The organism is Paenibacillus sp. 23TSA30-6 (genome assembly GCF_014858585.1).
Taxonomy (GTDB): Bacteria; Bacillota; Bacilli; order Paenibacillales; family Paenibacillaceae; genus Paenibacillus.
Genome location: NZ_SLTL01000003.1, coordinates 66,438 through 80,999 on the forward strand (window position 1 = coordinate 66,438; position 14,562 = coordinate 80,999).

The following is a 14,562-nucleotide window of genomic DNA, read 5'->3' on the forward strand; positions in this document are numbered from 1 at the left end:
ATGTTGAACAACGGAGTCAACCAGTATCATACGGTGATATCGTACGCGGACGGCATTACGATTACGTTTGGTGATTCGGTGTCCCGACGATACATACGCCTCAACGCGGCCCGGATCGCTGAGGACGAGCGGAAACGTAGACGGAAGGAGAAAAGGAAATGAGCGATCAATACACACGTGTAATTCACCGGCAAGTAGACGGTAATAACATCGTCAAGCTGTACGACGTGCAGGGACGCGACACGCTAACGGGAACCTGGCCGATCGAGGACGATAAGACGCCACTGGAGAGCGCTGTTGAGGCGTTATGGTCCGGGTACTTCGAGGTGCAAGATCGGAAGCATTTATTCGGAAAGCATCGGGTATCCGTATGGTCTAGCGTGAAGGGCGCAATGGAGCAATTCGTCAAGGAATTTGAAGGGGAGGATGCTGCGTGAGGCCGCTCATCATTGCCAACTTCGAGCGCGTGGAGGATACAACGTTCGTCGTTTCGCAGCTTTTTGGTGAGGATGGATATTTATTCGATACGGTCATGTATCCGTGTGACGACTCGGCGGCAGTAATCGAGCTCATACGCAAACTGGCGGAGAGACACCGTATTGATACATTCGAGTTGTGGACGCGTGAGCCGAGTCTCTATGCTGCTTCTTTAGGTGAGATAGGCGTTGCCGCAAGTATCAAACATCCGTCAGACGTTGCGAGTACCCAATGTGTGATTGAGGAAAACCGGGACGTACTAATCGAGCTGTACGGGTTACGCCTCCAAGAAGAGTCCGCGCCCGTCCGAGAGCTGACGGGTTGGCGTCGAGCTCTTGTTAACGTATTGAAAAAACTAATCAAGAGAATAGAGGGGGCTGTCGGTTATGGAATTTGAAAAAATCGAAGAGTATCGGAAGCAGTCAGAAGATTATCTCGCACAACAAACGGAGCGGAGTCGTCAACGTGCTTCCGTGCTTGAGGAAGTACAGGCGTTAAAGGCGGAGTATGAAAAACTGATGCGCGACTCTCTTGTAAGCGGGACGGACGCCAGCAAAGAACTGGACGATATCTCCGACAAGATTGCCGCCGCCGAACGCACCTATGAACGCAAGAACCGTGAGTATCAAGTAGCGTCGACGTTGTACAACCATACGGTTACGCCGGAGGATGTTATTGCGGCGTGGAATGCAGAATTTAAGCCGCAGTTTAAAGCGGAAAAGTTCGACCCGGCTGCGTCTGCGCTACTGGCGGCAAAGTTGGCGTATATTGACGCATTTCAGGCGTACCGCGAAGTTGTTAAGGAATACACGGACGTCAAGGAGGACGTATCAAGTACGCTCGTACCAAGCGGAGATGACGGCAAGTACCGTTACAAGCTTGAAGAAGTAGACTTCCAATTCACTACGGAGACGGACACGCATTTTGTTAAACAAGCCGACCTGTATTGCCTTGGAAACGGCGAGCCTGTTCGTAGTATTCAATACGTAAAAAGAGGTGACGAGTAATGGAGGAATTGACAGTAACCGCCCGCAAGCTGGAGGACATGAAGCTTATGGCACGTGGAAATCCGCAAAAGATTGCGGAGTATGTGGTTAGAAAACGTGAGTACGACGACACAGTCGATCGGTACTTTAAGGAGCAATATAGCGGTTTTAATTTTGTAGACTTGCCGAGCGAGGAATATGTAATCAAGGCGGAGGCACGTGCGGCTGAAACAGGGGATGACGCCGACGCTATGAGAGCGGCAATCCTACGTGACCGTATCAAGTATCACGAGAGCCAAAAGGACGTTCATAAGGACTGGCGCAGAATCCGCGAAGAACTGACTACTAAGCTGGCAAACGGCGACACGATTACAAAGAGGGACATAGAGAGCGTTGAACACCTCACACGTCAGAACAGTTCGGTCGATAATCTCGCCCTCTATACGAGAGTTAAACGTGAACTGACATCTTAACGGTTTATAGCAATAACACGGAGGTCCTTCGGGGCCTCTTTTTAATTCCCTAAAAAACACATACGGAGGCTGATTATATGACAACAAGCAGACTGGACGCATTACTCGGAGCCACTACGGATTTACAGGAGGGCGTGTACATCCCTCGTTTGGGTACGGACTTCATCGTCAAAGCGCTGGATGAAGATACGCTCGAAAAGGCTCGCGCACAGGCCACTACCGGTAAGGATAGATCGGTCGACGAGTCGCTATTTAACCGTCTACTCATCGTTAAAGCCGTAGCCGATCCGGACCTTAACGATAAGGCGCTGAAAGACCGTTACGAAGCGTCTGACGCAGCCGATGTCGTCAAAAAGGCGTTGTTGCCCGGCGAACAGGCCCGCGTCGTACAGGCGTTGCTTAAACTGTCCGGATTCGTAGACGATGCGAAGTTGATTGACGAAGCAAAAAACTAATCAAGTCGGGCGGGGAGGCTTACGTGCTGCACGAGATATTTCAACGGCTCGGCATCCCGCCCGACGAGGTTTATGCGAAAGAGCGACGGCACCGGATGTTTATGTACGCGTCGATGATGCTCCAGCTTGAACGGGAAGCGAAGGCGGCGCAATAACGATAGGGGGAGTTATATGTCGGACAATATTACGGTAGCTTTTGAGCGTGCGGTCCCGATCACGGTGTTACTGGCGGAGATCATTACGTATACACGGCCGGGTAACTACGGATTCCGGACAAACCATGCGGAGCAGTACGTAACGTGGACGGAGACAGCCGCACAATTCGAGGCTTCCGGGGTTCACTCGATTAAGACCGTTGGCTACCGTATGCGTCGTCTTTCGGATGCGCTAGAGAAAGCGGATGAGGCCGTGGATCGCGGTCGAAACGCTATGAGGCAGACACTAACCGTTCACGATGCGTTGCGTAAGTTACTGCGTGCGATCGATCGTTATCGGGAGTGGGTGGTACGGAATGTCGTTTGATTTAATTGGGCATTTACGGTTAAGAGACGAGATGAGCAGCAAGCTCAGTAAGGCTATGGGCGGCATGATGAAGTTCGGAGCAGCGGCGGGCCTTCTTGGGTCTGCCGTTTCTGCTGTCGCCGTTGCGGGAGATTCCGTTAAAAAAGCAATGGATTTTGAGGAGCAAATGTCCACGATTAAAGCTTTAACGGGTTCTACAGATGCACAAATGAAGCAGATGCAACAGCTCGCGCTGGAGCAGGGAATGGCTACTAAATATTCAGCACTTGAGTCAGCAAAAGCGATCGAGGAGTTGCTTAAAGCGGGAATGTCCACCGCGCAAGTCCAAGCGGGCGGGCTTAACGCGTCCCTTAATCTTGCAACAGCCGGTGGTCTCGAACTCACGGAAGCTGCGGAGACAATGGCAACGTCGCTAAACGCGTTTAAGAAGGACGGGCTTACAGCGGCACAAGCTGCGGATATTCTCGCGGGTACTGCCAATTCCGGGGCAACCGACGTGAGAAATCTCGGATATGCTCTCGCGAGTGCGGGCGGCGTTGCGGACATGGTAGGGGTATCGTTCAAAGACTTTAATACCGCGATTGGTCTAATGTCTAATGACGGGTTGAAATCCGGGTCGGATGCCGGTACCTCTTATAAGTCTATGCTGATGTATCTACAGCCTCAGACGAAGAAGGCTACGCGACTGTTCGAAGACCTCGGCATCGGCGTCGGTAAGGCGAATAAGTTCTTCGAAAAGGGTAAGATCAAGGACTTGGCGGGCGTGGCTGATGTATTGCAGCAGACTCTCGGCAAAATGTCGAACCAAGACCGTACGGCTACGCTGCTGGACATGTTCGGTACGGATGGCGTGAAGGCTGCAACTACGTTGTATAAGGCTGGCTCAAAAGGCGTCGAGGAATTTCAGCGCCAGATGAGCAACGTCACTGCGCTCCAAGTAGCCAAGGAAAAGATGAACAACGCAGCAGGCGCGGTGGAACAATTCAGGGGGGCCGTGGAAACTCTCCAGATATCCGCTTTGCTTCCGACGATGCCGATGATTGCTGCACTTGCAAATAAAGGGTCCGAGTTCGCTATTCAATTAAATAACTGGTTGGATTCCGATCAAGCGAAGTCGTGGGGCAACGCGATTAAGTCTACGTTTAATAGTGTCATGACTGCGTTGGCTCCTATAGGCCAAGCCGTTATGAACGGAGTTAAATCGTTGCTTCCGACGGCGCAGGCGACATGGACCGCACTCGTAAACGGGGTCACGAACGTAGTTGGCATATTTAAAAGCTACTTCCCGCAGATATCGAGCGCTCTCCAGTCAGCTTGGACGTTCATGCAGCCGGTGTTCACGCTGGTTCAATCGGCTATTAAAGCGATCGGTGAGGTTGTGGTCGCGGTATTGCCGACCGTTCTGGACATATTCAACACGGTATTTCCAATTGCAGCCAAGCTCGTCGGATACCTCGCGCAAGGGATTACGTTCCTGATTGATAACGTTGTGAGGCCGATGCTTCCGACGCTCGGAGAATCATTTGCGGCCGCGTGGGAAGCCGTTAAGCCCATCCTGAAGTTTATGGAGGCGGCGATTGATGCGGTGGCTTCTGCGATCGAGTACGCGTATAAGAAATGGCAGGAGTTCAAAAATTCCGACGCGGCGCAGGTATTATCCGGTAATTTTTCACTTGGTATGCCGGAGGCTTTTGGCGGAGACGGCGTTATTCAAGTCGAACGTCCGAATGCGAATGGCCATGCGGGTGGGCTCGACCGGGTACCTATGAACGGTTATCCTGCGCGTCTCCACAAGGACGAAGCGGTCTTAACGAAGCACGAAGCGTCCGAATGGCGTGACCAACAACGCGGTGGCGGATCGGGCGATGTGAACATATATCTCGGCGGGGTCACGATTAACAACGATTCTGACATCGAGGTACTGTGTGGGCGTCTTGTAAAAGCGTTGTCACGATAACCTTACGAAAGGGGAACGATTGAATTGAATGACGTTGCACGTTTAACGGAGCGCATACGTAAACTTCGTATCGAACAAGGATTAGACCAGTACCCGAAGCTCGTTCCTAAGTTCGTCAGCACTCCACTGGCGTGGTCTATAATTGGCCGACTCAAACCGTTTACCGCGATCGTAGTCAAGTACGCTCGGTTACTGGCCGAGGGTGAGGTTACACGTATTGATACGGATAGACTATCCCAATACGTTGAGTATGCGAAACTACTGAAGCACGCGGAGGAGGAACTTTACGGCGTACCGGGCTGGGGCGTTAGGCTATCTCTCGGAGTTATCAACCGCGTGAACAACGCAGTAGATGAAGACAAGCTGGATACACTCGATATTAACGCTCAAGTGCGGAGTCTTCATATTGCACTAAAGTGGTTGACGAGTAGGGACACAATGAAAAAGGTGGGAGCGTTTAGCGATGAGGAAACGTTTCAATCCGCAATAGCCGACGTAAAGAAACGTATAGAGGAGGAGACCAAGTGAGCTCACAGCGTAGACGACTGGAGGAACAGCTTACACCGCAGCAGCAACGGGCCGCGCAATTACTCGTATCTAACGAGTGGGGCGAACTGTTATCGGATGGCGGGAAGAAGCGCACAATGCAGGAGCTTGCGGACGAACTCGGCATAGCGCGCTCAACGTTGTACGAGTGGAAGGCGCAGACGACGTTCGCTGCTTACGTTAACTACCTGGCCGAGCGTCAACTTGATTCGATGCGGTCGACCGTGTACACTCAGTTGATGAAAGCAATTATGGGCGGAAATAACGGTATGCCTTCCGTAAAGGCAATTGACCTGTTCATGCGTAGGTACGGATTGCTAACGGATCGGACGGAGGTTGTCGATATGCGTGAAGAGGTCGAGAACAGACGTAGATCGGACGAAGCTATCCGCAAAGACATCGAAGAGTTGGACCGATTGCTCACGGAATAATCCGACGATTCCGGACATATAGCCTGTTTTACCTACACGAAGCTTCCAGCGCACGCCTGCCTTGTAACTCGGGGGTTGGGTGGCGCGAGGGTTCCAAAATGGCGGATTTACGCTATACGTTCGTTGTCCTATCCAACGTTAAATATGCATAACCACTCGTGTATAAATTACCAGCGTGTACACCCGCCCGGCCGCGTCGTTACGCGGTTTTCTCACGTATTAACTGGAAATGTATATACGGTGTATACGGGCCATTTTCGTACTCGTCCGTCAAACGCAGACGGGGCGCTGGATTCGGACGTTTACACAGGATTGCGGACTACAAATTAGTAATCCCGGATATGAAAGGCGGCTGTATATTTATTCGGCACGTGGGTCTGCGCGTCCGAGTGTCCGATTTATAAGTAACGTAAATGAGTCGGTGAAAAGCGCTGAGTAAAGCGAAGATGAGAACGCTATGAGGATCGACCGTTACCCCCAAGCGCCCCCTCGCGCGGCCCCAAATCTGGTGCGCAAACAATCCGAACAATATTTTTAATCTCGGGGGTAACAAGATATAACGATAAACTAAGCGCTTGTCTCTCCGGAGGCAGGCGCTTTTTCTTCGTTTATAAGCGTTGCGTTCCGCCGCTCATTGGGGTAGAATACGATTAACGTGATTATACGCTGTAGAGGCGTGTGATTAACAAGTAGTCGTGCGGATTAACAATCCCGCCTAACGTTCAAAAACGTTAATCTGACGCGGTTTTGGCCGAGTGTTAGCCTAACGCCAGTTTCACGATTCATAATCCGAATGCAGTAGCGACATGCGGCTGCGGTTCGAGCTTCCGTACAGCTACGGATGCAGGGAAGCCGAACGAAGAACCTTGTTAATTAATGTTTTCGAGTGGTGGTCTGAATTATAGAAGCCTAAATGTCAGGATGGTTCCCTAAAAACATGCGTTTAGGTTGCGGATAACGGCCTTTGTGACGGGATTTTACTCGTTGCGGAGGTCGTTTTTTTGTTGTTTTTTCTGTTTATTATCATCATTTGCTTTTGAAATGCCGATATAACATGGAGCTCTGGAGAACTATTTTCTACATAAATTTTACCTAAAGGAAGTGGCAAGAGAAGATGTTGAAAAAGAAATGGCTTATCACTTCGCTGGTTGCGGTGGCACTGTTTTTCAGTCAATCCGCATTCGCGGCAAATACGTTTTCTGATGTGAACGGGACAAAATATGAATGGGCTGCCGAATCCATTCGTTCGATGGTCGACAAAGGCGTTGTCAAGGGCTATGCGGATGGAACCTTCAAGCCGGGCAAAACCATAACGAAAGCGGAATTTGTAAATATGTTTCACAAGCTTTTTCCAGAAATCAATCATTCGTCCGGAAAAGCTTCAGACTTTGTTGATGCGCGTAAGCACTGGGCGAATAAAGATTTTGCAGCATTATTCAACGGGGATTATGTTTGGCCGTTCACTGAAAGTGTAGGAGGCAAATATCCAAACTATCAATTCTATATCAAGCCCGACAAACCGCTGACCCGCTGGGATGTCATGATGATTGCTTCCGTTCGGACGGATTATACCAATCAGACTCTTCATCCTGAGATCAGGGAAGTAATCTCTGCAGCTGCGCAGTACAAGGATATGAAAATTCGTCAGGCGAATTACAATGACAATTTCTCAATCAACTATCCGGTACTATACATCGACACGACTCAAGAAGAGTATGATGGAGATTCCCAAGAACAAAAGGCAGAAGCATTCTACACCCTGACTAATATGGGCGTTCTTACCGCTAATGAAGGATATCTTCACCCAAAAACGCTAGTCACACGGGCTGAAGCTGTTACCATTTTACAGCGTTTGTACGAAGCCACAAAGCAATCGAAGTGATTTTTAAAGCAATCGAAGGACAGACGAAAGCAAAGAAATGATCCAACTATAAATGAAGGCCCCTATAGCGGTATAGTCGCGTACTATATTGCTAAGGAGGCCTTTTTGAATGTGTTTAAGAAACTTTATTTAAGATCATTATCACTACGTGTGGATTGGACAAATTTACTCAGGGCATTAAAAAAGGCAAATACAACTGTAAAAAGTAAGAGTGCTATGGGTTTAATTTCAATCTCAGAAAAAACACTATATAGAACTAAAAATGCAAAAAAGAGCACTGAGGTATTTATGTTTTGTTTTGTGTACATCGATTTTATAAAGTGCATTTTATCACTCTCCATTTTACTATAAGTGATTACCCTGGCATGACGTATAAAGCAGTGGAGCAACCAATCAAAAGATCGAATATATAAATGGAACTTAAAAGTTACTTTAGTGCCACTCCGCAGACGGATGGTGCTTCCCATCGCCACCGCCCCCGGATTTCTTGAATAAAGCTTATAATTGGGTAGAAATCCGGGGACAAAAGCGACCGCTTCGCTTGTACAGCACCATTCCATCTTCTCCGTTTTTCATGTACATTTCCTAAGTTTAGCTAATGCAGACGAAAAGTACTTACAAAAATAGAACCGCTTTTATAGGCGATCCTTTTCAGAATTTTCAATTACTATGAGTTCAGATATATCATCAATTTCAAGTGCATCCGCGATTTTGATAAGTGTTTTTAGATTTATTTGTTCACGAATGTTCCGTGACATTTCTGATATAGCCGCCTGACGAACACCAGATAGTTGGGAAAGTTGAGTTTGCGTAAGTCTCCGCTGTGTCAAAACTTCGTTCAATTTAAGCCGAATCGTTCTCATATGTACACCATCCTCCAGCCCATTATATCCAATATACGAATATCCGTAAAATAGACGTTGGCTTTATACTAAAAGTCGTATATATTATTACTCATAAACGTATATACGAATTTTAGTATAAAATTTATTTTCCCTTCAGTATTGTTACTATTGATCACTCCGTACTTTGGTTCTAAAATAGAACGGTTTCGATACTAATTTAAGCATCCATGAAAAATTTCTTATAACAATGATTTAGGGAGTGAAGGGGGGCGTTATGTTTTCCAGATCATTCATACACATGATATCAATACAATACATAATTTAATCAGTAATATTATAAGGTAGGGGGATTTATTTATGAGCGAATCTGTTGAATTGAAAAGAGTTGCCATGGTATATGGACCTGATGATGATCCTCATATGTATGAACTATTTGAGGGAGTCCTGTATGATCGTAGCTATTTCTTTTATATTGAACATGGAATATTGTATCTGCGACATGTACGAAAGGTAGAACAACTGGATCATCCGTATCTTTATGTGGATGGGGAAAGTGGGGGGCTACAATTAGCAGAGAATGTACAACGTGAGATTATGGAGGTCGTTACAGAGCTGATCGAGCGTTTGCGTAGTAAGAATGGATTAGCATTTTTACTGGATGAACTGCTATGGCTACAAGGTCGAAGTCATATTGAACTTAACCTCGTGAAAAATAAAGGATAATATATTTCTGTTGGAAACCAACGGTCTGTAACTGCATTATGCTTCTTTTGAGAAAGAATCTGTTAATATTGTTGCTGTGTTCAGTGACGTTCTTTATCAATTATTTCATTTTTCCATCAACATTATTTGTAACCTTCCCCCACTGAGCCGGCACTTAAGATTAAGAACACGAAAGAAAAGAGGCTAGGGACGTATGAGGCAGTGGGTTGAAAAGGCGCGGCAAGGGGATGCAGAAGCGTTCGGGCAGCTGATGCTGCATTTTCGCGGGATGGCATATGCGGTGTCTTATGACATGCTAAAGGATGTTCATCTCGCGGAAGATGCCGTTCAGGATGCTTTCATGGAGGCTTATCAGAATCTGGAGAAGCTGCAGAAACCGTCCGCTTTTCCAGGCTGGTTCAAGACCATTGTCGTAAGACAGTGCCAGCGGACGCTGCGGCGCAAGCATCATTCGATGCTTCCTCTGGATGAAGCCGTGCAGTTATCCGGAGGAGTACCGGGTGTGGCGGAAATTGCGGAGCGTAGGGAGGAGAGCCAAGTTCTGCAACAATCGGTGGAGGCGTTGTCTGCCAAGCTGCGCGTGCCTCTGCGGCTGTTTTATTTTTATGGCTACTCTCTTCAGGAGATTTCCGATTATCTGGGCACTCCGGTCCCGACGCTCAAGAAGCGGCTGCACGACGCCCGCCAAAAGCTGAAAGGTACACTCCCGGTAGCCGATCTCGTTTCCGTGTTCAATCATTTGTATGAGGGAGGCCAAAACATGCTGCATATTGTTAACGGTGATGTTGTAGGTGAGATGTTGAAGCAGGGCGTTGTACAGGGTGATGTGCTTGTATGGAGAGAGGTATATCCAGCAGGGCCGATATTTGCAAATCCAGCGGGGGCTGAAGAACGGATACTGCGGGCCCGGGTTCTGGAAGAAACGATGGGTATTCCGGCCAGCGAATATATAACGGGCTGTGAGGAACAAGAGAAGAAACTTCGTGAATATACCAAGTACGATGAAGTCGTGTTGTGGTTTGAGCATGACCTGTTTGACCAAAGCATGCTCGCCTATCTGCTCCACTGGTTCAAAAGACAGAAACTGGGCCGCACGAAGCTGAGCCTGCTCTGTATTGGGGAGTTTCCGGGAATCGAACGGTTTTATGGTCTGGGACAGCTCACTCCGGCACAGCTTCAGACATTATCCGGTACCTGGCGGACCATTGGGCGGCAAGAAATGGAGCTCGGAAGCGAGCTTTGGCAGGCGTATGCTTCTCCTGACCCTGTTCAAATGGCTGATTTGCTGGAAAACAAGAAGGCAGAACTGTCAGCATCTGGCCTGCCTTTTGCCTATGAAGCCTTCACAGCGCATCTCAAACGGCTGCCTTCGGAACGGAATGGTCTTGGCATTGTGGAACAGACCACGATTCAGGCCGTTCGCAATGGAGTGGATACGCCTTTGGAATTGTTCCGTCAGGTAACTGACGTCCTGCATGTGCTCGGCATGGGCGATCTCGAATATTGGAAAGTTATTCGTTCTTTGGTGGAAGGTGAACATCCTTTGCTGATTATTGACGGGGCTGAGGACGGCTTGGCTTTCAGGCAAATCCCGGAGTTTCTGAACCGCCCGGTAATTCTGACTGAGTTGGGTAATGAGGTACTGAATGGATCAGCGGACCGTATTGCAGTTCAGGGTATCGACGAGTGGTTTGGGGGGCTGCATCTTCACGGACATGAGGTTTCTTGGCGCTGGGATGATTTGGCTGGAGGTTTGGTCCGTCATTGAAGAAACTGTAGAAGCAGATGAATTTTGGAATTGTTTTGTCCCACCCCCATGCCAAAAAAGCATTCTACCAGTTGAATAAATTAAAAATTTCTACATTAATTAAGCAAGTCGAAAACTTTTAGCGGTATGCCGTTGAAAGGGATCGTTCTAATGGAATATTGGAGATAATACTTACAAGCATCACAGTTCCGACAATGTAATCCGTAGAAGAAAAAATTGGTTGGGATCACTGTACAAATCCGTGTTATTGTAGTCTTATATGAGTGTGGGCGTGAAGCTGCAACTAAAAGTAATTTCGAGCTATGATGGCTCAACCAAAAGATAAAGTGCGAAAGAGTTTTCCGGTTATGGAAAGCTCTTTTTTATTTTTAAGTACATCACGTAAAGACAAGAAAAACCACCGAAAATAGGTTAGGCGCCCAGCTATCCGGTGATTTTTACTATATAATCAGAGCTTGAAAAATGAACATAAAAAACGGAGTAGTTGGAATGGTGCTGTACAAGCGAAGCGGTCGCTTTTGTCCCCGGATTTCTACCCTAACCTAATCTTTATTCGAGAAATCCGGGGGCGGTGGCGATGGGAAGCACCATCCGACTGCGCAGTGGCGAAATAGTAACTCTATAGTTCGGTTTATATAGTAGCTATTTCACCGAGCTACAATGCCCTGAAATGATCTTCAACGCCCCATCCATATCGTGCCAAACGCGGGTATAGCACATTTCATCTTCAATGGGTTCATTACCTACTGTTCCTCGTAAAGAAACTCGCGTCACAGTTACCGCAGTACCATCCAGCGGAATCACCTTTTGGTCCAACACTTGCATATCCGTAGCTTTTACTTCTCCAAATCGGTAAAAAGCTCCTGCGCGGTGCGCACAAATAACTGTACAGCCAGAGAAGCATTGTGCAGGGATGGTACAGCGATACCGATTTGACGTGTGATCAGAGGGGTGGTTTCTTTGACAGTCAGATCATGGGGGAACGTGGACAAGGCGAGTGAAGAGACAATGCCCATACCCAGTCCTTGTCGAACCATGCTGACCAGGGTGCTGACATTGTGAGTGGTGAAACGTGCCTGCAACTGACTTTGTTCGCGTTCAAAGCCTTCCATAATGGCGACCTCATGTCCGCCTTTACAGAAGATCATGTCCTGCTGGTTCAAGTCCCGAATGGCGATTCTGCTTTGTGATTGCAAAGGGTGACCGCCCGGCAGGAGGATAACCATATTATCCTGACATAAAGGGATGACATCCACCTGCGGATCTGGCAGCAGAATGATGCCTGCTTCAATCTCTCGGTTATGCAGCCATTCCTTAACCTCATTCGTGGAGCCTTCATGCAGATCGAATATGAGATTCGGGTAATGCTGGCGAATATGATGTATGATTGGAGGCAGAAAATAGGCGGATGCCGAAGGGAAGGCTCCGATGGTGATGGTGCCAACGTCCAGCCCTTTTTCGGCGGCGACCTGCTGCTCCACCTTTTCCATGCTTTGCAGTATCATGCGGAATTGCAGCAGTACCTTTTGCCCGATATCTGTCAGCAGTACGCCTTTTTTTCGGTCACGCAGCAATAGCTGGACATCCAGCTCACTCTCAATACTGGCGATGGCATGGCTGACTGCGGGTTGTGTCATATGCAGCTCATGGGCAGTTTGGGTAAAGTTTAGCGTTTCAGCTACGCGGACAAAGATCATGATTTGGGTAATGGTCATAAGCGAAAAGTTATCTCCCTTATCGGAAACATTCATTTTATTTATTAGTGCCCACAGTATACGCTAGTAAAGTAAAGCTTTGCAAATGGCTGTAAATGACTATAGCCGTATGAAATGAGCGATGATCATCGCTAGGGGAGAGGAAGAAATCTATGAAAACATTAACACCTAAAGCTACGCTGTGGCTTGTATTAATATTAGTGATGGTGTGGGGGATTAACTGGCCGTTGACCAAGCTGGCTTTGCCGGATACACCGCCGATTTTATTTTCAGGCATACGTACGTTGCTGGGCGGGCTAATCCTGCTTATGTTTGCTATGCGTCACAGGGAAACCTTGCGTTTGAGACAGAATGCGTGGACGTATCTCGTTCTGGCGATATTTAATATTGCAGGCTACTATGGCTTGCAGACGGTGGGGCTACGATATTTGTCTGCCGGGTTATTTTCCACTTTAGTATTCCTACAGCCGATCTTGCTTGGATTGTTCTCCTGGTTGTGGTTGGGTGAGCGCATGTTTCCGATGAAGGTCATTGGACTGGTTCTTGGCTTTGGCGGGGTGATCGTGATTAGCTCCGGCGGAATGGCAGGGCATTTGTCCGTCTTGGGTATCGTGCTGGGGCTGGCCTCTGGACTGTGCTGGGCACTCGGAACGATTTATATGAAGAAAAAAAGCAAGCAGTTGGACTCTATTTGGGCGGTGACGATGCAGCTCATTTTTGGGGGAATTCTACTCAATGGGATTGGACTTACCACGGAGAAATGGAGCGATATTCATTGGAGCCCTTCCTTTATCGGTATCTTGCTGTTTATATCCGTATTCGTGATTGCGATGGGCTGGATGATTTATTTTAAACTGATTGACAATGGAGAAGCAGGAACGGTTGGTTCCTATACGTTTATGATTCCGGTGCTGTCTACGATCTTTAGTATGGTGATGCTCAAGGAATCGCTTACCCTGACGTTCGTGGTGGGATTGGTGCTGATCGCGGGCAGTGTGTATCTGGTGAATACGGCTTTACCAGGAAAACGAGGCAACCGAAGCTCAAGAGCCAATGAAACGAAAACCTGCACCGATAAATAGAGAATGAGAAAGTAGGAAGAATATACTAGATTATAAAAGGGGGTCATAGTAAAATATGACTATGTAAATAGAGAGGAAGTTTGCTATGGGGGAATTAAGCAGCCATACTCAGTCTGTGGAGCCGCAACCACAGGCTGTTCGTAAGCTCGCAGTTGTAGCCACGGTCATTTCAGGAATAGCTGTACTCGGATGTATTACCTTGGCGTTATGGAATTATAATCTGACTGCAAAGGTAAATACTTTAACTACAGCGAATGCTTCACTCAACAAGACAACGCAAGCATTGACAAAGCAACAAAAGGATACAGAGGCCCTGCTGCAACGGGTTAGATTAGCAGCCAACCTGTCGTCCATATCGCATGCATTGGAGCAGACTTCTGTCGTTACTGATGATTTTGTATTGGAAAAAGTGACCTTTGATGTAGCAGAGAATGGTACGTTGAAGGGTGTGCTTTTAAATGTGAACAATCAACCGAATCTTGGTTTGGGTGGTGCTTATCAAGGTTATGGTAAATATAATATGGCTTCTTCTACTTTGACGAAGAAGGCGGAGAAAGTCATAGACATAGCTATGAAACAGTATGGTACGTCGGACAAGATTCCGGTATGGGATAAAAATACGAAGGTGGAAATGACGGTACAAAATTATGAACTTGGAAAGCGGGAAGGTGGAATTTTCAAGCTTGCCAGTCAGAAATAG

Annotated in this window: 19 protein-coding genes and 1 pseudogene; 17 read left to right on the plus strand and 3 right to left on the minus strand. The window is 47.7% G+C overall.

Annotated elements, in window-relative coordinates:
* From E0698_RS03540 to E0698_RS03590, 13 genes and pseudogenes are all read left to right on the plus strand, one after another.
* Positions 1-162, plus strand: a complete 162-nt coding sequence (locus tag E0698_RS03540) for a hypothetical protein (protein ID WP_192510622.1) — start codon at positions 1-3, stop codon at positions 160-162.
* Positions 159-437 (plus strand): hypothetical protein, encoded by a 279-nt coding sequence (locus E0698_RS03545; RefSeq protein ID WP_192510623.1) that lies wholly within the window; start codon positions 159-161, stop codon positions 435-437. Before E0698_RS03540 ends, E0698_RS03545 begins: the two co-directional genes overlap by 4 nt.
* Positions 434-874, plus strand: a complete 441-nt coding sequence (locus tag E0698_RS03550) for a hypothetical protein (protein WP_192510624.1) — start codon at positions 434-436, stop codon at positions 872-874. The genes E0698_RS03545 and E0698_RS03550 overlap by 4 nt, the downstream gene beginning before the upstream one ends.
* On the plus strand, positions 864-1,484 hold the full coding sequence (locus tag E0698_RS03555) for a hypothetical protein (RefSeq protein WP_192510625.1): 621 nt from the start codon (positions 864-866) through the stop codon (positions 1,482-1,484). Before E0698_RS03550 ends, E0698_RS03555 begins: the two co-directional genes overlap by 11 nt.
* Positions 1,484-1,936 carry a hypothetical protein gene (locus tag E0698_RS03560; RefSeq protein WP_192510626.1) on the plus strand — a complete coding sequence of 151 codons (453 nt, stop codon included), beginning with the start codon at positions 1,484-1,486 and terminating at the stop codon, positions 1,934-1,936. Before E0698_RS03555 ends, E0698_RS03560 begins: the two co-directional genes overlap by 1 nt.
* A 77-nt stretch (positions 1,937-2,013) precedes the next feature.
* Positions 2,014-2,391: a phage tail assembly chaperone gene (locus E0698_RS03565; RefSeq protein WP_192510627.1), complete on the plus strand. Its 378-nt coding sequence runs from the start codon at positions 2,014-2,016 to the stop codon at positions 2,389-2,391.
* 23 nt (positions 2,392-2,414) lie between these two features.
* Entirely contained in the window at positions 2,415-2,546 is a 132-nt protein-coding gene (locus E0698_RS27295) for a hypothetical protein (RefSeq protein WP_273041341.1), read from the plus strand.
* A 16-nt stretch (positions 2,547-2,562) separates the two neighbouring features.
* Entirely contained in the window at positions 2,563-2,913 is a 351-nt protein-coding gene (locus E0698_RS03570; protein WP_192510628.1) for a hypothetical protein, read from the plus strand.
* On the plus strand, positions 2,903-4,870 hold the full coding sequence (locus E0698_RS03575) for a phage tail tape measure protein (protein WP_192510629.1): 1,968 nt from the start codon (positions 2,903-2,905) through the stop codon (positions 4,868-4,870). Before E0698_RS03570 ends, E0698_RS03575 begins: the two co-directional genes overlap by 11 nt.
* Before the next feature lie 24 nt (positions 4,871-4,894).
* On the plus strand, positions 4,895-5,398 hold the full coding sequence (locus tag E0698_RS03580; RefSeq protein ID WP_192510630.1) for a hypothetical protein: 504 nt from the start codon (positions 4,895-4,897) through the stop codon (positions 5,396-5,398).
* Complete coding sequence (locus E0698_RS03585; RefSeq protein ID WP_192510631.1) at positions 5,395-5,847, plus strand: phBC6A51 family helix-turn-helix protein; 453 nt, start codon at positions 5,395-5,397, stop codon at positions 5,845-5,847. Before E0698_RS03580 ends, E0698_RS03585 begins: the two co-directional genes overlap by 4 nt.
* Positions 5,848-6,612: 765 nt before the next feature.
* Positions 6,613-6,720 (plus strand): annotated as a pseudogene (locus tag E0698_RS26605) (iron-sulfur cluster assembly accessory protein); the annotation flags it as partial.
* 241 nt (positions 6,721-6,961) lie between these two features.
* Complete coding sequence (locus tag E0698_RS03590) at positions 6,962-7,729, plus strand: S-layer homology domain-containing protein (RefSeq protein ID WP_192510632.1); 768 nt, start codon at positions 6,962-6,964, stop codon at positions 7,727-7,729.
* Between the two features lie 635 nt (positions 7,730-8,364).
* Here E0698_RS03590 and E0698_RS03595 read toward each other — a convergent pair.
* A complete protein-coding gene (locus tag E0698_RS03595; RefSeq protein ID WP_192510633.1) occupies positions 8,365-8,592 on the minus strand; it encodes a helix-turn-helix domain-containing protein in 228 nt (75 codons plus the stop codon).
* A gap of 339 nt (positions 8,593-8,931) precedes the next feature.
* Between E0698_RS03595 and E0698_RS03600 the strand changes: the two genes are divergently transcribed.
* Positions 8,932-9,297 carry a hypothetical protein gene (locus E0698_RS03600; protein WP_192510634.1) on the plus strand — a complete coding sequence of 122 codons (366 nt, stop codon included), beginning with the start codon at positions 8,932-8,934 and terminating at the stop codon, positions 9,295-9,297.
* Positions 9,298-9,490: 193 nt separating this feature from the next.
* Entirely contained in the window at positions 9,491-11,065 is a 1,575-nt protein-coding gene (locus E0698_RS03605; protein WP_192510635.1) for a sigma-70 family RNA polymerase sigma factor, read from the plus strand.
* A gap of 642 nt (positions 11,066-11,707) precedes the next feature.
* On the opposite strand, the gene E0698_RS27435 is transcribed toward E0698_RS03605, so the two are convergent.
* Both E0698_RS27435 and E0698_RS03610 read right to left on the minus strand, forming a co-directional pair.
* Positions 11,708-11,890 carry a nuclear transport factor 2 family protein gene (locus E0698_RS27435; RefSeq protein ID WP_262384708.1) on the minus strand — a complete coding sequence of 61 codons (183 nt, stop codon included), beginning with the start codon at positions 11,888-11,890 and terminating at the stop codon, positions 11,708-11,710.
* 11 nt (positions 11,891-11,901) lie between these two features.
* Positions 11,902-12,780, minus strand: a complete 879-nt coding sequence (locus E0698_RS03610) for a LysR family transcriptional regulator (protein ID WP_192510636.1) — start codon at positions 12,778-12,780, stop codon at positions 11,902-11,904.
* Positions 12,781-12,932: 152 nt separating this feature from the next.
* Here E0698_RS03610 and E0698_RS03615 point away from each other — a divergent pair, with 152 nt between their 5' ends.
* Together E0698_RS03615 and E0698_RS03620 are read left to right on the plus strand one after the other, a co-directional pair.
* Positions 12,933-13,862, plus strand: coding sequence for a DMT family transporter (locus E0698_RS03615; protein WP_192510637.1), 930 nt, complete (start codon positions 12,933-12,935; stop codon positions 13,860-13,862).
* 85 nt (positions 13,863-13,947) lie between these two features.
* Positions 13,948-14,562 carry a hypothetical protein gene (locus E0698_RS03620; RefSeq protein ID WP_192510638.1) on the plus strand — a complete coding sequence of 205 codons (615 nt, stop codon included), beginning with the start codon at positions 13,948-13,950 and terminating at the stop codon, positions 14,560-14,562.

Excerpts from the sequence above, each read along its gene's own strand:
- E0698_RS03540 (WP_192510622.1), top strand. The coding sequence starts at position 1 with ATGTTGAACAACGGAGTCAACCAGTATCATACGGTGATATCGTACGCG.
- E0698_RS03545 (WP_192510623.1), top strand. The coding sequence starts at position 159 with ATGAGCGATCAATACACACGTGTAATTCACCGGCAAGTAGACGGTAAT.
- E0698_RS03555 (WP_192510625.1), top strand. The coding sequence starts at position 864 with ATGGAATTTGAAAAAATCGAAGAGTATCGGAAGCAGTCAGAAGATTAT.
- E0698_RS03560 (WP_192510626.1), top strand. The coding sequence starts at position 1,484 with ATGGAGGAATTGACAGTAACCGCCCGCAAGCTGGAGGACATGAAGCTT.
- E0698_RS03565 (WP_192510627.1), top strand. The coding sequence starts at position 2,014 with ATGACAACAAGCAGACTGGACGCATTACTCGGAGCCACTACGGATTTA.
- E0698_RS03570 (WP_192510628.1), top strand. The coding sequence starts at position 2,563 with ATGTCGGACAATATTACGGTAGCTTTTGAGCGTGCGGTCCCGATCACG.
- E0698_RS03575 (WP_192510629.1), top strand. The coding sequence starts at position 2,903 with ATGTCGTTTGATTTAATTGGGCATTTACGGTTAAGAGACGAGATGAGC.
- E0698_RS03590 (WP_192510632.1), top strand. The coding sequence starts at position 6,962 with ATGTTGAAAAAGAAATGGCTTATCACTTCGCTGGTTGCGGTGGCACTG.
- E0698_RS03595 (WP_192510633.1), bottom strand. The coding sequence starts at position 8,592 with ATGAGAACGATTCGGCTTAAATTGAACGAAGTTTTGACACAGCGGAGA.
- E0698_RS03600 (WP_192510634.1), top strand. The coding sequence starts at position 8,932 with ATGAGCGAATCTGTTGAATTGAAAAGAGTTGCCATGGTATATGGACCT.
- E0698_RS03605 (WP_192510635.1), top strand. The coding sequence starts at position 9,491 with ATGAGGCAGTGGGTTGAAAAGGCGCGGCAAGGGGATGCAGAAGCGTTC.
- E0698_RS27435 (WP_262384708.1), bottom strand. The coding sequence starts at position 11,890 with ATGCAAGTGTTGGACCAAAAGGTGATTCCGCTGGATGGTACTGCGGTA.
- E0698_RS03610 (WP_192510636.1), bottom strand. The coding sequence starts at position 12,780 with ATGACCATTACCCAAATCATGATCTTTGTCCGCGTAGCTGAAACGCTA.
- E0698_RS03615 (WP_192510637.1), top strand. The coding sequence starts at position 12,933 with ATGAAAACATTAACACCTAAAGCTACGCTGTGGCTTGTATTAATATTA.
- E0698_RS03620 (WP_192510638.1), top strand. The coding sequence starts at position 13,948 with ATGGGGGAATTAAGCAGCCATACTCAGTCTGTGGAGCCGCAACCACAG.